Below are 16,012 nucleotides of genomic sequence, written 5' to 3' on the forward strand. Positions count from 1 at the left end.
GTGACCGGCATAATTTCGCTTGAGCATATCCTCGAGCACTTCACCGAAGCCTTCGGTAGCAAGTTCAGCGAAAAGATGCTGAGCGGCAACCTTGAGGCGATCAAGCGTGCCCATGAAGAGGTGGTGGGAGAATGAGGGACTGGAGAGCTGAAAAGTTGATGCCGGGCGCCATCATCCCCAAGGGCGGCACGGCCAAAGATTACAAGACCGGAGGCTGGCGAAGCTCCAGCCCCAATTGGGCCGAGGCCAAATGCAAGCACTGCCTCCTCTGCTGGGTGGCCTGCCCGGAGGGGGCCATCCTTGTAAAAGACGGCAAGGTTCGAGGGATCGATATGGATTATTGCAAGGGCTGCGGCATCTGCGGCCAGGAATGTCCCTTCGATGTAATAGAAATGATGGAAGGTTAGGTGAAGTGCATGAGTGAAAAAAGAATCGCGGCAACCACCGGAGCGGACGCCGTTTCGGAGGTGATGAGACAGATAAACCCCGATGTCGTGGTCGCCTACCCCATCACCCCCCAGACGGCCATCGTCGAGAACTTCTCCAAGTTTGTGGCCGACGGTCTGGTCGACGCCGAGTTCGTTACCGTCGAGAGCGAGCACTCCTCGATGAGCGCCTGCATCGGAGCGGCGGCGGCCGGAGCCAGAGTCATGACGGCCACCTCATCTCAGGGCCTGGCCCTGATGCACGAGATGCTCTACATAGCGTCCGGTATGCGTCTTCCAATCGTCATGCCCAACGTCAATCGGACCTTAAGCGCGCCGATAAACATCCATTGCGATCACTCAGATAGCATGGGCGAGCGTGATTCGGGCTGGATACAGCTCTACTCGGAGAACGCTCAGGAGGCCTACGATAACACCATCCAGGCCATCAGGATAGCCGAAAATGATGATGTTAAGCTGCCCGTCATGGTCAATCAGGACGGCTTTATTATCAGTCACGGCATTGAGCGGGCCGAGTTCTTGGCTGACGATGCGGTCAAGAAGTTCGTTGGAACAAGGAACGCCTTTTTGCCGCTCCTCGATGTCGACAATCCGGTAACCTACGGTCCATTCGACGGGCTGGGCGGTTTCTATATGGAGCACAAGAAGAACCAGGAGGATGCCATCAGGAGGGCTAAGGACGTCATCCTTGAGGTGGCCAAGGATTATGCCAAGATATCCGGCCGCAATTACGGTCTCTTCGAGACGTATAAACTGGAGGATGCCGAGGTGGCGATCGTGACCATGAACTCGTCGGCCGGAACGACCAGAAATGTTGTTGACAAGATGAGGGCGGAGGGACAGAAGGTGGGTCTACTCAAGCCCCGCGTCTTTAGGCCCTTTCCGGCCGAAGAGTTGGCCGAGGCCTTAAAGCACCTCAAGGCGGTCGCCGTCTTAGATAGGGCGCTCTCTTTTGGTTTCGTCGGCCCCCTCTTCTCCGAGATTAAAACCTGCCTTTTCGATATCGACAACGCTCCCAAGGTCATCAACTTCATCTACGGCCTGGGCGGCCGCGAGTTCACTCCCGGCGAGGCCAAGGCGGCCATTGAGGCGGCCATCAAGGTCGCCAAGGGCGGAAGTCTTGGAGAGAAGTTCGGATACCTTGGGCTAAAAGAGACGGAGGCGGTCAAATGAAACTCAAAGAATTAGCTCAGAAGAAGGAGAGGTTGACCTCTGGACACAGGATGTGCGCCGGTTGCGCCGCTCCGACTGTGGTAAGACAGGTCCTGATGGCGACCGATGACCCGGTCGTGGTATCCTGCGCCACCGGCTGTTTGGAGGTCTCGACCACCATCTATCCCTCGACGGCTTGGGATACGCCTTTCATCCACTCGGCCTTCGAAAATTCCGCGGCTACCATCAGCGGGGTCGAGGCGGCCTATCAGTCGCTCAAGCGTCAGGGCAAGATAGATAAGGAGATAAAGTTCTTGGCCTTCGGCGGGGACGGAGGAACCTATGATATCGGTTTCCAATCCCTTTCGGGCGCCATGGAGCGTGGACACGATATGGTCTACGTCTGTTACGATAACGGCGCTTACATGAATACGGGCATTCAGCGCTCGAGCTCAACCCCGCTCGGTGCCTGGACGACCACATCCGAGACGGGCAAAGCGGCGGCTGGCAAGAAGCAGAACAGGAAGGACATGACGGCCTGCATCGCCGCCCACGACATCCCTTATGTGGCCCAGAGTTCGCCAGCCTTCTGGAAGGACTTGACGAGCAAGGCCAAAGCGGCCTTCGATACCCCCGGGCCGGCCTTTTTAAACGTCATCGCCCCCTGCCCCCGCGGTTGGCGGCATGGCTCCGATATCTCGATCGAAATGGCAAGGCTTGCGGTGGATACCTGTTTCTGGCCCCTCTATGAGGTGATAGATGGGGAGTACAAGCTGAACTATATCCCCAAAGAGAAGAAGCCTTTCGTCGAATGGATAAAACCGCAAGGGCGCTTCAAACACCTATTCAAGCCGGAGAATGAGCACATCATCGAGGAGCTCCAGGCCAACGTCGACAAGAACTGGGCAAAGCTCTTGAAGCTATCGGGCGAGGCTTAAGGGACTCTTTCAAAAAAAATGGGAGCGCTTGGCGGCCATTGGCTGCCAAGCGCTCTTTTTTATCTCAAATCGGCCCAGTCAATCTTGCCCGCCATATGAGGGCCTGTTAAAATAGGTTAAATCTTTTTGCAGGTGAAATGGGATTGGCAACAATTGTCCAGAAATTCGGCGGCAGCTCTGTGGCCGATATCGAACGAATAAAAAATGTGGCGCGTCGTGTTGTAGGGGCTAAAAAGGCAGGCAACTCCGTTGTTGTCGTCGTCTCCGCTCTGGGCGACACCACCGACGAGCTGATCCGGATGGCAAAAGGGATAACCGATCACCCACCCGCCCGCGAGCTGGACATGCTCCTTTCGACTGGCGAGCAGATCTCGGTCGCCCTGCTCAGCATGGCCATAGATGCCTTAGGATCTGAGGCAATATCCTTTACCGGTCAGCAGGTCGGAATCCTGACCGACTCGGTTCATACCAAGGCCAAGATACTTGACATAAATTCGGACAGGATCGAGCGGGCCCTAAAAGAGGGCAAGATAGTCATCGTCGCCGGGTTTCAGGGGGTCAATACGGGCGGCGACATAACCACCTTGGGCAGGGGCGGCTCAGACACGACGGCCGTAGCCTTGGCTGCGACCCTCAAAGCCGATGTCTGCGAGATATATACAGACGTCGATGGCATCTACACAGCAGATCCGCGTATCGTCTCCGATGCGCGCAAGCTCGATGAGATATTATTCGAAGAGATGCTTGAGATGGCGGCGACCGGAGCCAAGGTGATGCAGACGAGATCGGTTGAGTTCGGCAAGAATCACGGGGTGCCTATACGGGTGAGATCGAGTTTCTCCGATGATCCAGGGACCCTTATCAAGGAGGAAGATGAGAGCATGGAGAGGGCCATAATCAGCGGGGTTACCCACGATACGGGCGAGGCTAAGATAACCATCCTGGCCGTGCCGGACAGGCCGGGCATCGCGGCCAGGATCTTTAGATCTTTGGCCGAGGCCAATATCAATGTTGACATGATAATCCAGAATATCAGCGAAGAGGGATTTACCGATATATCCTTTACCACCCCCAAAGAAGACGTCTCAAGGGCCAAGAAGGTCGTCGATTCTCTACTCAAAGAGCTCTCAGCCAAGGGCTCCAAGTGCGATGAGTCGATCGCCAAGGTATCTTTGATCGGGGCGGGGATGAGGACCCATCCGGGAGTGGCCGCCGATATGTTCCAAGCCCTGGCCGACGCCGGGATAAACATCGAGATGATCAGCACCTCATCGATCAAGATATCATGCGTTATCGACGAGAAGGATGTCGAAGAGGCGGTAAAGGCACTACACGCCAAGTTCAAACTCTCAGCCCGCTCTTAGGCGGGAGATTAAGGGGATAGATTGAAAGAGTACTCAGTGGCCGTGGCCGGGGCGACCGGCGCCGTCGGCCAAGAGATGATAAGGATACTTGAGGAGAGGAATTTTCCGGTAGGCGAGATCAAGCTGCTCGCCTCGGCCAAGTCGGCTGGGAAGAGGGTGACCTTCAAGAGGATGGCCGCCCAGGTCGAGGAGCTCAAAGAGGACTCCTTTGTCGGCGTTGACATCGCTCTCTTCTCGATGGGGGCCGAGCTCAGCCGAGTCCATGCTCCCATAGCGGCCAAGGCCGGGGCGGTCGTAATCGACAATAGCAGCGCCTTCCGCATGGATAGGGAGGTTCCCTTGGTCGTTCCCGAGGTAAACCCGGGCGATCTGGACGGTCATAAGGGCATAATTGCAAACCCAAATTGTTCGACCATCCAGATGCTCGTGGCCTTAAAGCCCCTCTACGATAGGTCGAGGATAAAGAGGATAGTCGTCTCCACCTACCAGGCTGTCTCGGGTACCGGCAAGGAGGCCATCGAAGAGCTCCTGGACCAATCGAAGCGGGCTATCTTAGGCGAAAAGAACCTTCAGGCGAGGATATATCCCCACCGGATCGCCTTCAATCTCTTGCCCCAAATAGACGACTTCTTGGAAAGCGGCTACACCAAGGAAGAGATGAAGATAATAAACGAGACCAGAAGGATAATGGGTGATGATGACATCAAGATCACCGCGACCTGCGTGCGCGTTCCGGTCCTAATCTCCCACTCGGAATCGGTCAACATCGAGACCGAAGAGAAGATAGACGCCCATGAGGCCAGATCCATATTGAGGGTGGCCCCCGGAGTCGAGGTGGTCGATGATCCGGGCGAGCTGGCCTACCCCATGCCCGCAATGGCGGCCGGCAAGGATGCGACTTTCGTCGGACGGATCAGGGAAGACGAGTCGGTAGAGAATGGGCTGAATCTCTGGATAGTCTCGGACAATTTGAGAAAAGGTGCCGCCTTAAATGCGGTTCAGATAGCCGAGGCCATGATGGAGAGAGGTCTTATCTGACGCTCAGAGGGCGACTCTTTACTGTGTTATACTTTGGGTAGTCATTTGCCCTTTTTGAGCCAAGGAAGTTTCATGATTTTGAGCCAAGGAAGTTTCATGAGATCCAGCATAGATGTTCACAATCTGCTTAGGGAGAGGGATATTCCTCACGAAATCATCCCAATGACCCACCCCATCAACTCGGCCGAGATGATGGCCGGCGTCTTAAATCTGCCAAAGAAAGGGGTATTCGCCTCTCACCTATACTTCTTCGACGATGAGCCCGTAATATTGATGCTGCCAGCCGGTTGCACGGCCTGCGAGGAGAAGCTTGCCAAAGTCATTTCCGCCTCTTTGATAAGACCGGCCAACGAGGACGAGGCATCGGAAGCGACTGGATATATCAACGGCTCGATCCCTCCGGTTGCTCACCATCTTCAAATCAGGGTGGTCATGGATGAAACCTTGAGCGGAGAGGTAGTCCTCTATACCGCGGCGGGCGACCGTTTCACCATACTGAAGATAAAGCTGACCGATCTGTTAAAAGTCACCTCGGCTCTGATGGCAGACATCTCCAAAGCCTAAAATCGCTTAAAAAAATAGGAGATTTTTTGGGCGAAGACTTAATAGAGCTAATAGAGACCGACCCAAAGAATTGCGTGGCATGTCTGAGTTGTCTTAGGGCCTGCCCAGTCAATTGCATAGCGGTCAGGGGCAATCTTTTAGAAATAAACCATTTAAGCTGCATATACTGCGGAAGATGTTTGTCCGCCTGTCCAAGGGGAGCCTTGAAAGCCAAGGGGAGCATCAAGCGCCTAAGGAGGCTCCTCAAAGAGAAGGACAAGGTAGCGGCGATTTTGGCCCCAGAATATCTGGCCGCCTTCTACCCGTACGGCTCTACGGAGGTAGCGGCCGGTCTCATAAAACTCGGGTTTGAGGTCGTCGAGGGGACACTTCTAGGCGAGGAGGTCGTGGCGGCCGAATATGAGAGGCTTCTTGCCGAGGCCGATGGAATGGCTCTGATCCGCTCGACCTGCCCCGTCGTCGTAAGCTTGATCGAAAAACACCACCCTGACCTGATAGCTCACTTAGCTCCGGTCGTCTCACCAATGATAGCCGCAGGTCGCCTGGTCAAGGCGATCAAAAAGAACCATGCCACCGTCTACATAACCCCCTGCATAGCGCATAAGGCCGAGCGGCGCGATCCCTCCTTAAAGAACTCCATCGATCTGGTCATAACCTTCGACGAACTCAAGGTGATCTTCCAAGAAGAAGAGATAGATCTGTCCGAGCTCTCGGTCGCCAAAATCGATCCCATAGAGAGGATATTTAGAGTCAAATCGATGCCGGGGGGACTCCCCAAAGACGTCTTGAAGAGGGAGAATTTCACTTCGACCGCCTTTCGGGTGGCGGACGACATATACGAGACTAAGCGTTATGTTAAGGCAGCCGAGGTGACCTTCAAAGGACTTGGCTTTCTGGACGCAAGGGCCTGCTCGGGCTGCTTGAATTCGCCCGTCTTCAAGGTCGATCGGGACGATCTCTTGAGGCTGACTCAGCTTAAATCCCTGATCAAAAGGGCTTATTTAAAGGAACGCAAGAAGATAGCCTGGCCCGATCCCACAGAAGTCATCTCCAAACTTCCCTGGATAATGAGGAAGAGGGTATTTACAGAGAGAGAGGCTTTGGCGCCGTACCTGGTGGGGGAGGATCACGATGAGGTCCTTATCCGGGCGGGCCTTCTAGATGAGGAATTTGGCGCGATAGACTGCTCCTGCTGTGGTTACGACTCTTGCAGAGAGCTCTTTGCCGCCGTAGATATCGGTCTCGCCTCCCTCGACAATTGCTATATGCACCGGACGAAAAGGACCCCTGGCTGGCGTGAGGACTCTTTCGATTCTGGACGGCGCGACTATCTGACCGGTCTCTTGGAGAGAGAATCCCTACTGGAGCAACTGGAATTCGAGCTGAAAAGGTCCAACCGCTACGGCTTTGATCTCTCTCTGATAGCCATAGATCTCGACCACTTCACTTTGATCAACGAGGCCTACGGCCGCATCTACTCCGACGAGATCTTAAAGGAGGTGGCCAAGGGGCTCGGAGGCGACCTGCGCTCCAGCGACATAGCGGCAAGGGAAGGCGAGGATAATTTCATTCTCGTTCTGCCGGGAACCAATAAGACCAGGGCCTTTGCTTTGGCTGAGAAGCTTCGCAAGAAGATTGAGGGCTCACGGTTCGTCTATGGTAATTTTAGGATCCCGGTCACCGTAAGCATGGGGGTTGCCTCGAACGCGCCCGGCCAAGGGAGTTCTGCGAAGATCTTGGATTTGGCCAGGGCGGCACTGATCAGGGCCAAAGAGGAAGGCAGAAACGTCGTCTATCTCGCGCCGAGTGCTCCGGAAGGCCAAGTCAGATCGAACTCAAAAAACCCCGAGTGAAGCCGGTTAAGGCCTGAGCCAGGGTCGATCTCTCACACAGAGTCCTATAGGCCGAGCCCCATCCTCATCAAAAGACGCCTCTCGATGCTCATCAAGGGTAGCTTGAGTCTCTCCCAAGTCTTGGCACTTGGGCTCCTCTTTTCCAAGGCCAGCTAGATATATTGTATAATGTTCTTATTTATTCATTTGAGGGTAGCCGTGGTCGTAAAACACAAAGGTCGCCTGGAGGGCGAGTTTACTTTAAAGAATATCATCTGGATAAGCATGCTGACCGGCGTGACGGTAGCCACCATCACCTGGGTCTTGTCCGGTTTCGGTTTGACGCGCACCTTTATCGGTCCGCTCATACTCGGCCTGTTCATTGCCCTCTCGATGCCGACGGTTTTAAAGTTTCTGGTCGCCATGATCGAGCCAGATCATTTGAAAGCGGCCTATTCCCATCAGACTTTCGAAATAGCCAATGCTACCCTGCCGCATCTTAGGACGGGTCTAAATGAGCGGTCGGCTGAAGAGGTGGCCAAAATACTCAAAGGAGGCTCGGACGCAGTGGCCGTGGCCTTGACCAATCTTAGCACGGTTCTCGCCTTCTCGGGGGCTGGAGAGGATCACCATATGGCCGGCCAACCCATAATGACCAGAGCGACTAAGGAGGCCTTAAAACATAACGAACTGAGAATCCTCTCGAGCAAGGATGAGATAGGTTGCCCCAAGGAGGGGTGCGTCTTAAGTTCGGCCATCGTCGTCCCCTTAGAGTTGAAGGATAGGGCCATCGGTAGTCTCAAGTTCTATTACGCCGATGCCAAGGAGCTTACCGAAAGCCGGATCACGCTTGCGGCCGGACTTGCCAAACTCTTGAGCACCCAGCTCGAGTTATCCGAGCTGGATAGGCAGGAGCAACTGGCTTGCAAAGCCGAGCTAAAAGCGCTTCAGGCTCAGATAAATCCCCACTTCCTCTTCAATACCCTAAACACCATTGCAAGTCTCTGTAGGACCGATCCCAAGAAGGCAAGGATACTCATAATCCAATTTGCCGACTTCTTCCGCCAGTCCTTAGAAAGGGAGTCGGATCTCATAACCCTGGCCGATGAGCTCGATTACGTGCGCTCATATCTCATCTTGGAGAAGGCCAGATTCGGGCAGAACCTTCAGGTGATCGAGGAGATAGATGAGGCAGCGCTCGGGGTCAGGATACCGGCGCTGACCATTCAGCCCCTGGTTGAAAATTCGATCAAACACGGCGGGAGCATGGAGGGGCATATCAAGATAAAGATAGAGGCCAAAGTCAAGGGGGGCGAGGTGGCTGTGATAGTTCGAGATAACGGCCAGGGCATCGAGAAGGGCGACCTCAAAGAGATACTTACGCCCGGCTTCGGCAAAGGCATGGGAATAGGCTTGAGCAATGTAAGCGAAAGGGTTAAGGGCTTTTATGGCGAAGATTATCCATTGGACGTCTGGAGCGTGAAGGATAAAGGGACCAGGATAACCATCCGCATCCCCTTGAGCGGGAGGCAAGTTGAAGCTAAGAGTGCTTATAGTTGATGATGAGGCTCCGGCCAGGTCGGAGTTGAGGTATATGCTGCAGCAGCTTGGCAACGTCGAAGTTGTCGGCGAGGCGACCAATGCGAGTGAGGCCATCGAATTGATCAAGGCTCTCGCCTACGATGTTGTCTTTCTCGACATCCAGATGCAGGGGTTGAGCGGTCTTCAGGTGGCCGAGATAGTGAAAGAGCTTCCCGTATCGCCGATCGTCGTCTTCGTGACGGCCTATGGCGAGCATGCGGTCAAGGCCTTTGAGCTTGACGCCGTGGACTACCTGGTCAAGCCGTTTGAAGAGGATCGTCTGAAGAAGACGATCGAGAGAATAAAGAAGAAAGGCCAAGGATCCAAGGAGAAGAGGGAGGGCCAGCCTGCCCCCAAGTCGGCCGTTGATCTGCTTCCGGTCCAAGAGAAGGGCAAGACCATACTCATCTCCATCAGTGATGTCTCATACATCCACGCCCAGAATGAGAGGATTTTTGTCCACGCCCAAGGCGGCGTCTACCATACCGGGTTGAACCTAAAGGAACTCGAAGATCGACTTAAAGGCCACGACTTCATGAGGACTCACCGGAGCTATCTGGTCAACATAAGGAAGGCCAAGGAACTCATCCCGATGTTTCACGGCAGCTTCATCATCCGCTTGAGCGGTGGCATAGAGGTCCCGGTCAGCAGGAGAAAGGCCAAAGAGCTCAAATCATTGCTCGGATTATGAAGAATTACGGCGGCCGCTAAAGTGCGGTTTTAGGCCACTTAGCAAGCTAATCCTATCGTTTAAGGCGCATTCATTGTCATTTATACCCGCAGGTCCTAGAATTTATCTGTCATCGGTTTTTCTTTTTCAATCATTTAAGGGGGGATATTTCAGTGAAGAGCGATTTGGAGATCGCCCAAGAGGCTAAACTTAAGCTCATCGGCGAGATCGCAAAGGATTTTGGATTACTGGAAGATGAGATCGAGCATTACGGCAAGTACAAGGCCAAAGTCGCGCTTTCGGCTTCCGAGCGTTTGAAAGATAGGCCAAACGGCAAGTACATCGACGTTACGGCCATCACCCCCACCCCTCTTGGCGAGGGTAAGACGGTTACGACCATCGGTCTCTCGCTTGGTTTAAACGCCATCGGTAAGAAGGTTGCTACCTGCATCCGACAGCCCTCATTGGGGCCGGTCTTTGGCATCAAGGGCGGAGCGGCTGGCGGCGGATATTCGCAGGTCCTGCCGATGGAGGACTTCAACCTCCACTTTACCGGAGATGTCCATGCGGTAAGTCTGGCCACCAATCTCTTGGCGGCCGTCATCGATAATCACTTGCTCAAAGGGAACAAGCTTAGGATAGATCAGAGCAGCATCAGTTGGAATAGGGTCTTAGACGTGAGCGACCGAGCCCTTAGAAATATCGTCATCGGCCTGGGTGGCAAGATAAACGGCATCCCCAGAGAGGCCGGTTTTGATATCGCCGTCGCCTCCGAGGTCATGGCCATTCTGGCCATGACGAGCGATCTTAAGGATTTGCGGCAGCGCCTTGGCCGGATAGTCGTCGCTTTCAATGAGGATGGCAAGCCGGTTACGGCCGAGGATCTGGAGTGCGGCGGAGCCATGACCGCCCTCATGAAGGACGCCATAAAACCCAACCTCATCCAGACGACCGAAAATACTCCGGTCATGGTCCACGCCGGGCCCTTCGCCAATATCGCTCAGGGCAACAGCTCGATCATCGCTGACCGCATCGCCCTCAAGTTGGCCGATTACGTGGTGACCGAGAGCGGTTTTGGAGCCGACCTTGGGGCCGAGAAATTCATGAACATCAAGTGCAGGGCGAGCGGGCTTAAGCCGGATTGCGCCGTGGTGGTGGCCACGGTCAGAGCCCTCAAGATGCACAGCGGGCGCTTTACGGTGGTGGCCGGAAAGCCGCTCGATCCGGCCTTGCTTAAGGAGAACTTGGACTCGCTTTCGCTTGGCCTCTCCAATTTGGAGGCCCACATCACAAGCCTTAAGAATTTCGGCATTCCGATCGTGGTGGCCATCAACAAGTTCTTGACCGACACCGATAACGAAATAAATCTAATAAGGGAGCGGGCCATAGAGGCCGGAGCCGAGGATGCCGTCAAGAGCGAGGTCTGGGCCAAAGGCGGAAGCGGCGGCAAGGAGCTGGCCGAGGCGGTAGTCAAGGCGGCCGATAAGCCTTCTCAGTTCAAACTGCTCTATCCAGATGACGCTTCGATCAAAGAGAAGATCGAGACGATTGCGACCAAGATCTATGGGGCCGACGGGGTCGATTACTCGCCGGTCGCCCTAAAGAAGACGGACCTCTTCACCGAGTTGGGTTGGGATAAGTATCCGATCTGCATGGCCAAGACCCACCTCTCCATCTCGCACGATCCGGCCTTGAAGGGGAGGCCCAAGGGCTTTAGGGTTCCCATCAGGGATATCCGTCCCTCGATCGGGGCCGGCTTTCTCTATCCGCTCCTTGGCGACATGAGGACGATGCCGGGCCTGCCTTCCGTTCCAGCCTCAACCAAGATTGACATTGATGAAAACGGGCGGATAGTCGGATTATTCTAGGGCGATCTGAGATAAGAAGTGAAGCATAAGATAAGTTTTTTACCCGATAATCTTGAGGCTGTGGCCATGGACGGCGAGGATATTCTAGCCGTCCTGACCTCAACCGGACTTAAGATAAATGCCTCGTGTGGCGGGGCCGGCACCTGCGCTAGGTGTAAATTGATCCTTGAAAAAGGCAAAATAGAAGGTGGAGGCCGTGAAAGGCTCGACCAAGATGAGGTGGAGGCCGGCTATTTCTTGGCTTGCAAGGCGTCTGCTGTAAGCGACCTTGTCGTCAGGATTCCGGACGCCTCGCGCCAAAACGACCTCTTTGAGTCGGACGAGGGGGCGACATCGCTTGCGGCTTTGGAGGACAGCCTTAAATTTTGGCTTATCGACATGCCGGTCAAAAAGGTCCAGCTAAAGCTTCCAAAGCCCAACCTTACCGACAGCGTCGATGATCTTCGCCGCTTAAAGAGGGTGTTTGCCATCAAGATTGCCTCGGATAAGGAGATTCTGGCCGACCTGGATCTTGTCAGGTCCCTTGCCAAGGCCATAAGGGACGCCGATTTTCTGGTTACGGTGAGCTATATTGAGACCGCTTCCAGTATCGAAATCATTCGAGTCGAAGCGGGCGATACCACCAAAGATCACTTTGCCGTGGCCGTCGATGTAGGGACGACCACCATCGGGGCGAGCTTGATAGATCTCGTGCAGGAGAGAGAGGTGGCCTCGCTCTCCAGTTATAATGGCCAGGCCAATTTCGGTGATGACGTCATCTCAAGGATCATCTTTGCCGCCAAACCGAATGGACTTACCAAACTTAAAGATGCGGTGGTTGTCACCATAAGCGGTCTGATAACCGGACTTCTTGAAAAGAGCGGTCGAACGGCAGGCGACATCTCGGCCATCTTTTTGGCCGGAAATACCATCATGACCCACCTCCTTCTCGGCATAGATCCCAAATATATCAGGGAGGAGCCATATATCCCGACCGCGGTCGATTTTCCCTGGATGAAGGCGGCCGATTTGAATCTGGATATCCTTGGCCACGCTCGCGCTTTCGTCTTTCCTTCGGTTGCAAGTTATGTGGGCGGCGACGTAGTTGCCGGGGTGGTGGCCAACCGAATCTCCAGCGGCGACAAGCTGACGCTCTATATAGACGTGGGGACCAATGGCGAGATAGTCCTCGGCAACTCGGATTGGCTGATGGCTTGCTCATGTTCGGCCGGGCCAGCCTTTGAGGGCGGCGGCGTAAAAGATGGCATGAAAGCGGCCGAAGGGGCCATCGAAAAGGTCGAGATAGACGAGGAGAGCCTCGAGGCCAGGGTATCGGTCATCGGTGGAGTAAAGCCCTCCGGTATCTGCGGATCCGGTCTGATAGATCTCTTGGCGGAGCTCTTTTTAAAGAGGGTGGTCGACCAGAGGGGCAAGATAGACCCAGCCCTTAAAGGTCCAAGGATAAGAGAGAACGGGGGCGGCCTGGAATACATCGTCGCCTTCGGGAGCGAGACAGCGAGCGGACGCGACATCGTCATCGGCGAGGCCGATATCGATAACCTGCTTCGAGCCAAGGCGGCCGTCTTTGCCGGGGTTACGATGCTTCTCGAAAGCATGAGTTTGAACCCCGAGTCCATCGACGAGATATTGATCGCCGGCTCTTTCGGGCGCTACTTAAATGTCGAAAAGATTCAGATCATCGGGATGCTCTTTGAGACCGAGGCGGGTAAAGTCAGATACGTCGGAAACGGCTCGTTGAGTGGGGCGACGCTAGCTGCCCTCTCCAAGCAAGTGATAAGCGAAGCAGAGAAGGTGGCCGAACGGATGACCTATTTGGAACTGAGCGCCGACCCAAAATTTATGGACGCCTATATATCGGCTCTCTTTCTCCCCCACACCGATGTCGAGCTCTTCCCATCGGTGATGGAGAGATTTAAGGCGGCCGGGACATAATATGGCAAAGACGATAGCTGTGGCCGGCAAGGGTGGAGTGGGCAAGACCACTATCAGCGGCTTGATAATTAAATATCTGTTAGAAAAGGGTCTCGGGCCGGTTCTGGCCGTAGATGCCGATGCCAACTCCAACTTAGGCGAAGTCTTGGGGGTCGAGGCCAAAACCTCGATCGGCGGCCTTCGTGAAGATGTGGCTAAAAACGTCGAGCTCATTCCGGTTGGAATGCCCAAGGATGCTTTCCTGGAACTCAAGATCGCCGAGGTCTTGGTCGAGGCGACCGGGTTCGATCTTCTGGTTATGGGCCGCCCGGAGGGGCCGGGCTGCTACTGCTATGTCAACAATATTTTACGAAAGTACATGGAGATCCTGGCCAAGAGTTACAGATTTGTGGTCATGGATAATGAGGCCGGAATGGAGCACCTGAGCAGGCGGACCACCTATGAGGTGGATAAACTCCTTCTCATCTCCGACGCCGCTCCCCGGGGCATTCGGGCGGCGGCCAACATAAAGGAGCTGGCGGCCGATCTCAATCTTAAGGTCAATGAGATCCATCTGATAGTCAACAGGGCCGCCGCCCCAGAGCTCGATCCCCTGCTCCTAGAGGAGATAGAAGGGGGCGACTTGGAACTTTTGGGCGTGATCCCGACCGACATGAAGCTTGCTGAGCTGGACCTCAAGAAGAGACCGATATTTGAGCTTGGCAATGATTCGCCGGCTTACGCGGCCTTAACGGATCTTTTGAACGGTTTCAATCTATGATGAATTTGAAAGGGGTTTGACGGATGGCGGCAAAGATAATCGATGGGAAGGCGATAGCGGCTGAGATCAGGGCCGAGATGAAGGAGGAAGCGGCAAGGCTCAAAGGGGAGGGCGTAGTCCCCGGCCTTGCGGTGGTCATAGTCGGTGAAGATCCGGCCTCCAAAGTCTACGTTGGCCAGAAGGAGAAGGGTTGCGAGGAGATAGGCATATATTCCGAAAAGCACGCCCTGCCGGCGGACGCCAGCGAAAAAGAGCTCTTGGCTTTGGTCGACAAGTTGAATCGAGACGATAAGATAAACGGGATACTGGTCCAACTCCCCTTGCCGGGGAGCATCGATGAGAAGAGGGTCCTCTATGCCATCGATGTGGCCAAGGATGTCGACGGTTTCCATCCCGAAAACATCGGCAAGCTCGTCATCGGCGAGGAGACCTTTCTGCCCTGCACGCCCCACGGGATAATGGTCCTGATCGAAAGGTCAGGCATTGACATCAAGGGCAAGCGGGCGGTCGTCATCGGTAGAAGTAACATAGTTGGAAAACCGATCTCACTCATGCTTTTGGCCAAGGACGCCACCGTCACCATTTGCCACTCCAAGACGAGCGATCTGGCTGTCCATACCAGAGAGGCCGACATTCTCGTCGTTGCCATCGGCAGGCCCGAAGCGGTCGGCGGCGATATGATAAAAGAAGGGGCCGTCGTCATCGATGTCGGAGTCAACCGTTTGGACAGCGGCAAATTGGTCGGCGACGTCGAGTTCGATAGCGCCGCCAAGGTGGCTGGGAATATCACTCCGGTGCCGGGCGGGGTCGGGCCGATGACCATCACCATGCTGCTCAAGAATACGATAGAGGCGGCCAAAATGGCCGCCAAAAATAGATAACGGGTTAAAACCGAATTTGAAGGGAGATTTTTGAAAAGATGCCATTTCAAGCACCGGTAGATACGTATCAAGGCAAGGTTAAAGAGGTTGAACTCGGCAAAGAGGGAAACAAGCGAAAGGTTGGCGGGGAGGCGACGCTTCCCTTCCATCTCTTCGAAGGCGAGATGGGCAATCGCCCTCTCATCGCCATGGAGGTCTGGGACATAGCTCCTTCAAGCTGGCCGAAAGAGGTAGCTGCCCCGTTTGCGGACGTCTCCTCAGATCCGGCCCAATGGGCCAAGAAGTGCGAGACCGAGTTTGGGGCGGATATGATCTTTCTTCGCCTGATGTCGACCGACCCCAACGGGGACGACGGTGACGCTGCAAAAGCGGCCGAGGCGGCGGCGGCCGTCTGCGAGGTGGTTAACGTGCCGGTCTGCGTCTACGGCAGCGGCAATGTCGAAAAGGATGGAGAGGTCCTAAAGAAGGTGGCCGAGGCGACCGAGGGTAGCGCCCTCATCATCGGTCCCTCTCAGGAGGATAACTACCGGCCCATAACGGCCGCGGCTATAGGTTACAAGCACAGCGTCTCCGGTCTTTCGCCGATCGATGTCAACATGGCCAAACAGCTCAACATCCTGATGACCCAGCTCGGCCTCTCAAATGATCATCTGGTGATGGACCCGAGCGGAGCGGCTCTGGGCTACGGTCTTGAGTACGCCTACTCGATAATGGAGCGTCTAAGGCTGGCTGCCCTTCAACAGAATGATGAGATGACCCAGATGCCGATGCTCTGCGATCTGGGTCGCGAGGTCTGGAAGGCGAAGGAGGCCAAGTCCGAGGATGAACCCGCTTGGGGCGATGCCAAAAGGCGAGGGATACTCTGGGAGGCTATGACGGCTGCCAGCATGCTGATAGCCGGAGGCGACATCCTGGTCATGAGGCATCCCGAGGCCGTCAAGATGGTCAAGGAGTTTATCAAGGAACTTTTGGATTAGTCTGGAGGA

General features: G+C 54.9%; 15 protein-coding genes. All 15 read left to right on the plus strand.

Annotated elements, in window-relative coordinates; genetic code table 11:
* The 15 genes from QMD53_03595 (at position 1) to cdhD (ending at position 16,003) form a co-directional block, all read left to right on the plus strand.
* Positions 1-135, plus strand: coding sequence for a hypothetical protein (locus QMD53_03595; GenBank protein ID MDI6799740.1), 135 nt, complete (start codon positions 1-3; stop codon positions 133-135).
* Positions 132-407 (plus strand): 4Fe-4S binding protein, encoded by a 276-nt coding sequence (locus QMD53_03600; protein MDI6799741.1) that lies wholly within the window; start codon positions 132-134, stop codon positions 405-407. The genes QMD53_03595 and QMD53_03600 overlap by 4 nt, the downstream gene beginning before the upstream one ends.
* Positions 408-416: 9 nt before the next feature.
* On the plus strand, positions 417-1,619 hold the full coding sequence (gene porA, locus QMD53_03605) for a pyruvate ferredoxin oxidoreductase (GenBank protein ID MDI6799742.1): 1,203 nt from the start codon (positions 417-419) through the stop codon (positions 1,617-1,619).
* Positions 1,616-2,536 (plus strand): thiamine pyrophosphate-dependent enzyme, encoded by a 921-nt coding sequence (locus QMD53_03610; GenBank protein MDI6799743.1) that lies wholly within the window; start codon positions 1,616-1,618, stop codon positions 2,534-2,536. Before porA ends, QMD53_03610 begins: the two co-directional genes overlap by 4 nt.
* A 143-nt stretch (positions 2,537-2,679) precedes the next feature.
* Positions 2,680-3,900, plus strand: coding sequence for an aspartate kinase (locus QMD53_03615; GenBank protein MDI6799744.1), 1,221 nt, complete (start codon positions 2,680-2,682; stop codon positions 3,898-3,900).
* A gap of 21 nt (positions 3,901-3,921) precedes the next feature.
* On the plus strand, positions 3,922-4,938 hold the full coding sequence (locus QMD53_03620; protein MDI6799745.1) for an aspartate-semialdehyde dehydrogenase: 1,017 nt from the start codon (positions 3,922-3,924) through the stop codon (positions 4,936-4,938).
* Positions 4,939-5,034: 96 nt separating this feature from the next.
* A complete protein-coding gene (locus QMD53_03625; protein ID MDI6799746.1) occupies positions 5,035-5,502 on the plus strand; it encodes a YbaK/EbsC family protein in 468 nt (155 codons plus the stop codon).
* A 26-nt stretch (positions 5,503-5,528) separates the two neighbouring features.
* Positions 5,529-7,355 (plus strand): [Fe-Fe] hydrogenase large subunit C-terminal domain-containing protein, encoded by a 1,827-nt coding sequence (locus QMD53_03630; protein MDI6799747.1) that lies wholly within the window; start codon positions 5,529-5,531, stop codon positions 7,353-7,355.
* Positions 7,356-7,553: 198 nt separating this feature from the next.
* Positions 7,554-8,894, plus strand: a complete 1,341-nt coding sequence (locus QMD53_03635) for a histidine kinase (GenBank protein MDI6799748.1) — start codon at positions 7,554-7,556, stop codon at positions 8,892-8,894.
* Positions 8,869-9,606: a LytTR family transcriptional regulator DNA-binding domain-containing protein gene (locus QMD53_03640; protein MDI6799749.1), complete on the plus strand. Its 738-nt coding sequence runs from the start codon at positions 8,869-8,871 to the stop codon at positions 9,604-9,606. The genes QMD53_03635 and QMD53_03640 overlap by 26 nt, the downstream gene beginning before the upstream one ends.
* A gap of 152 nt (positions 9,607-9,758) precedes the next feature.
* Entirely contained in the window at positions 9,759-11,453 is a 1,695-nt protein-coding gene (locus tag QMD53_03645; protein ID MDI6799750.1) for a formate--tetrahydrofolate ligase, read from the plus strand.
* An 18-nt stretch (positions 11,454-11,471) separates the two neighbouring features.
* Positions 11,472-13,385, plus strand: coding sequence for an ASKHA domain-containing protein (locus tag QMD53_03650; protein MDI6799751.1), 1,914 nt, complete (start codon positions 11,472-11,474; stop codon positions 13,383-13,385).
* Position 13,386: 1 nt separating this feature from the next.
* Positions 13,387-14,145, plus strand: a complete 759-nt coding sequence (locus QMD53_03655; GenBank protein ID MDI6799752.1) for an AAA family ATPase — start codon at positions 13,387-13,389, stop codon at positions 14,143-14,145.
* Positions 14,146-14,168: 23 nt separating this feature from the next.
* Complete coding sequence (gene folD, locus QMD53_03660) at positions 14,169-15,026, plus strand: bifunctional methylenetetrahydrofolate dehydrogenase/methenyltetrahydrofolate cyclohydrolase FolD (protein MDI6799753.1); 858 nt, start codon at positions 14,169-14,171, stop codon at positions 15,024-15,026.
* Between the two features lie 38 nt (positions 15,027-15,064).
* Positions 15,065-16,003 carry a CO dehydrogenase/acetyl-CoA synthase subunit delta gene (gene cdhD, locus QMD53_03665; protein MDI6799754.1) on the plus strand — a complete coding sequence of 313 codons (939 nt, stop codon included), beginning with the start codon at positions 15,065-15,067 and terminating at the stop codon, positions 16,001-16,003.
* Positions 16,004-16,012 lie beyond the last annotated feature (9 nt).

Source organism: Actinomycetota bacterium (genome assembly GCA_030017835.1).
Taxonomy (GTDB): domain Bacteria; phylum Actinomycetota; class Aquicultoria; order UBA3085; family Oleimmundimicrobiaceae; genus Yes70-04.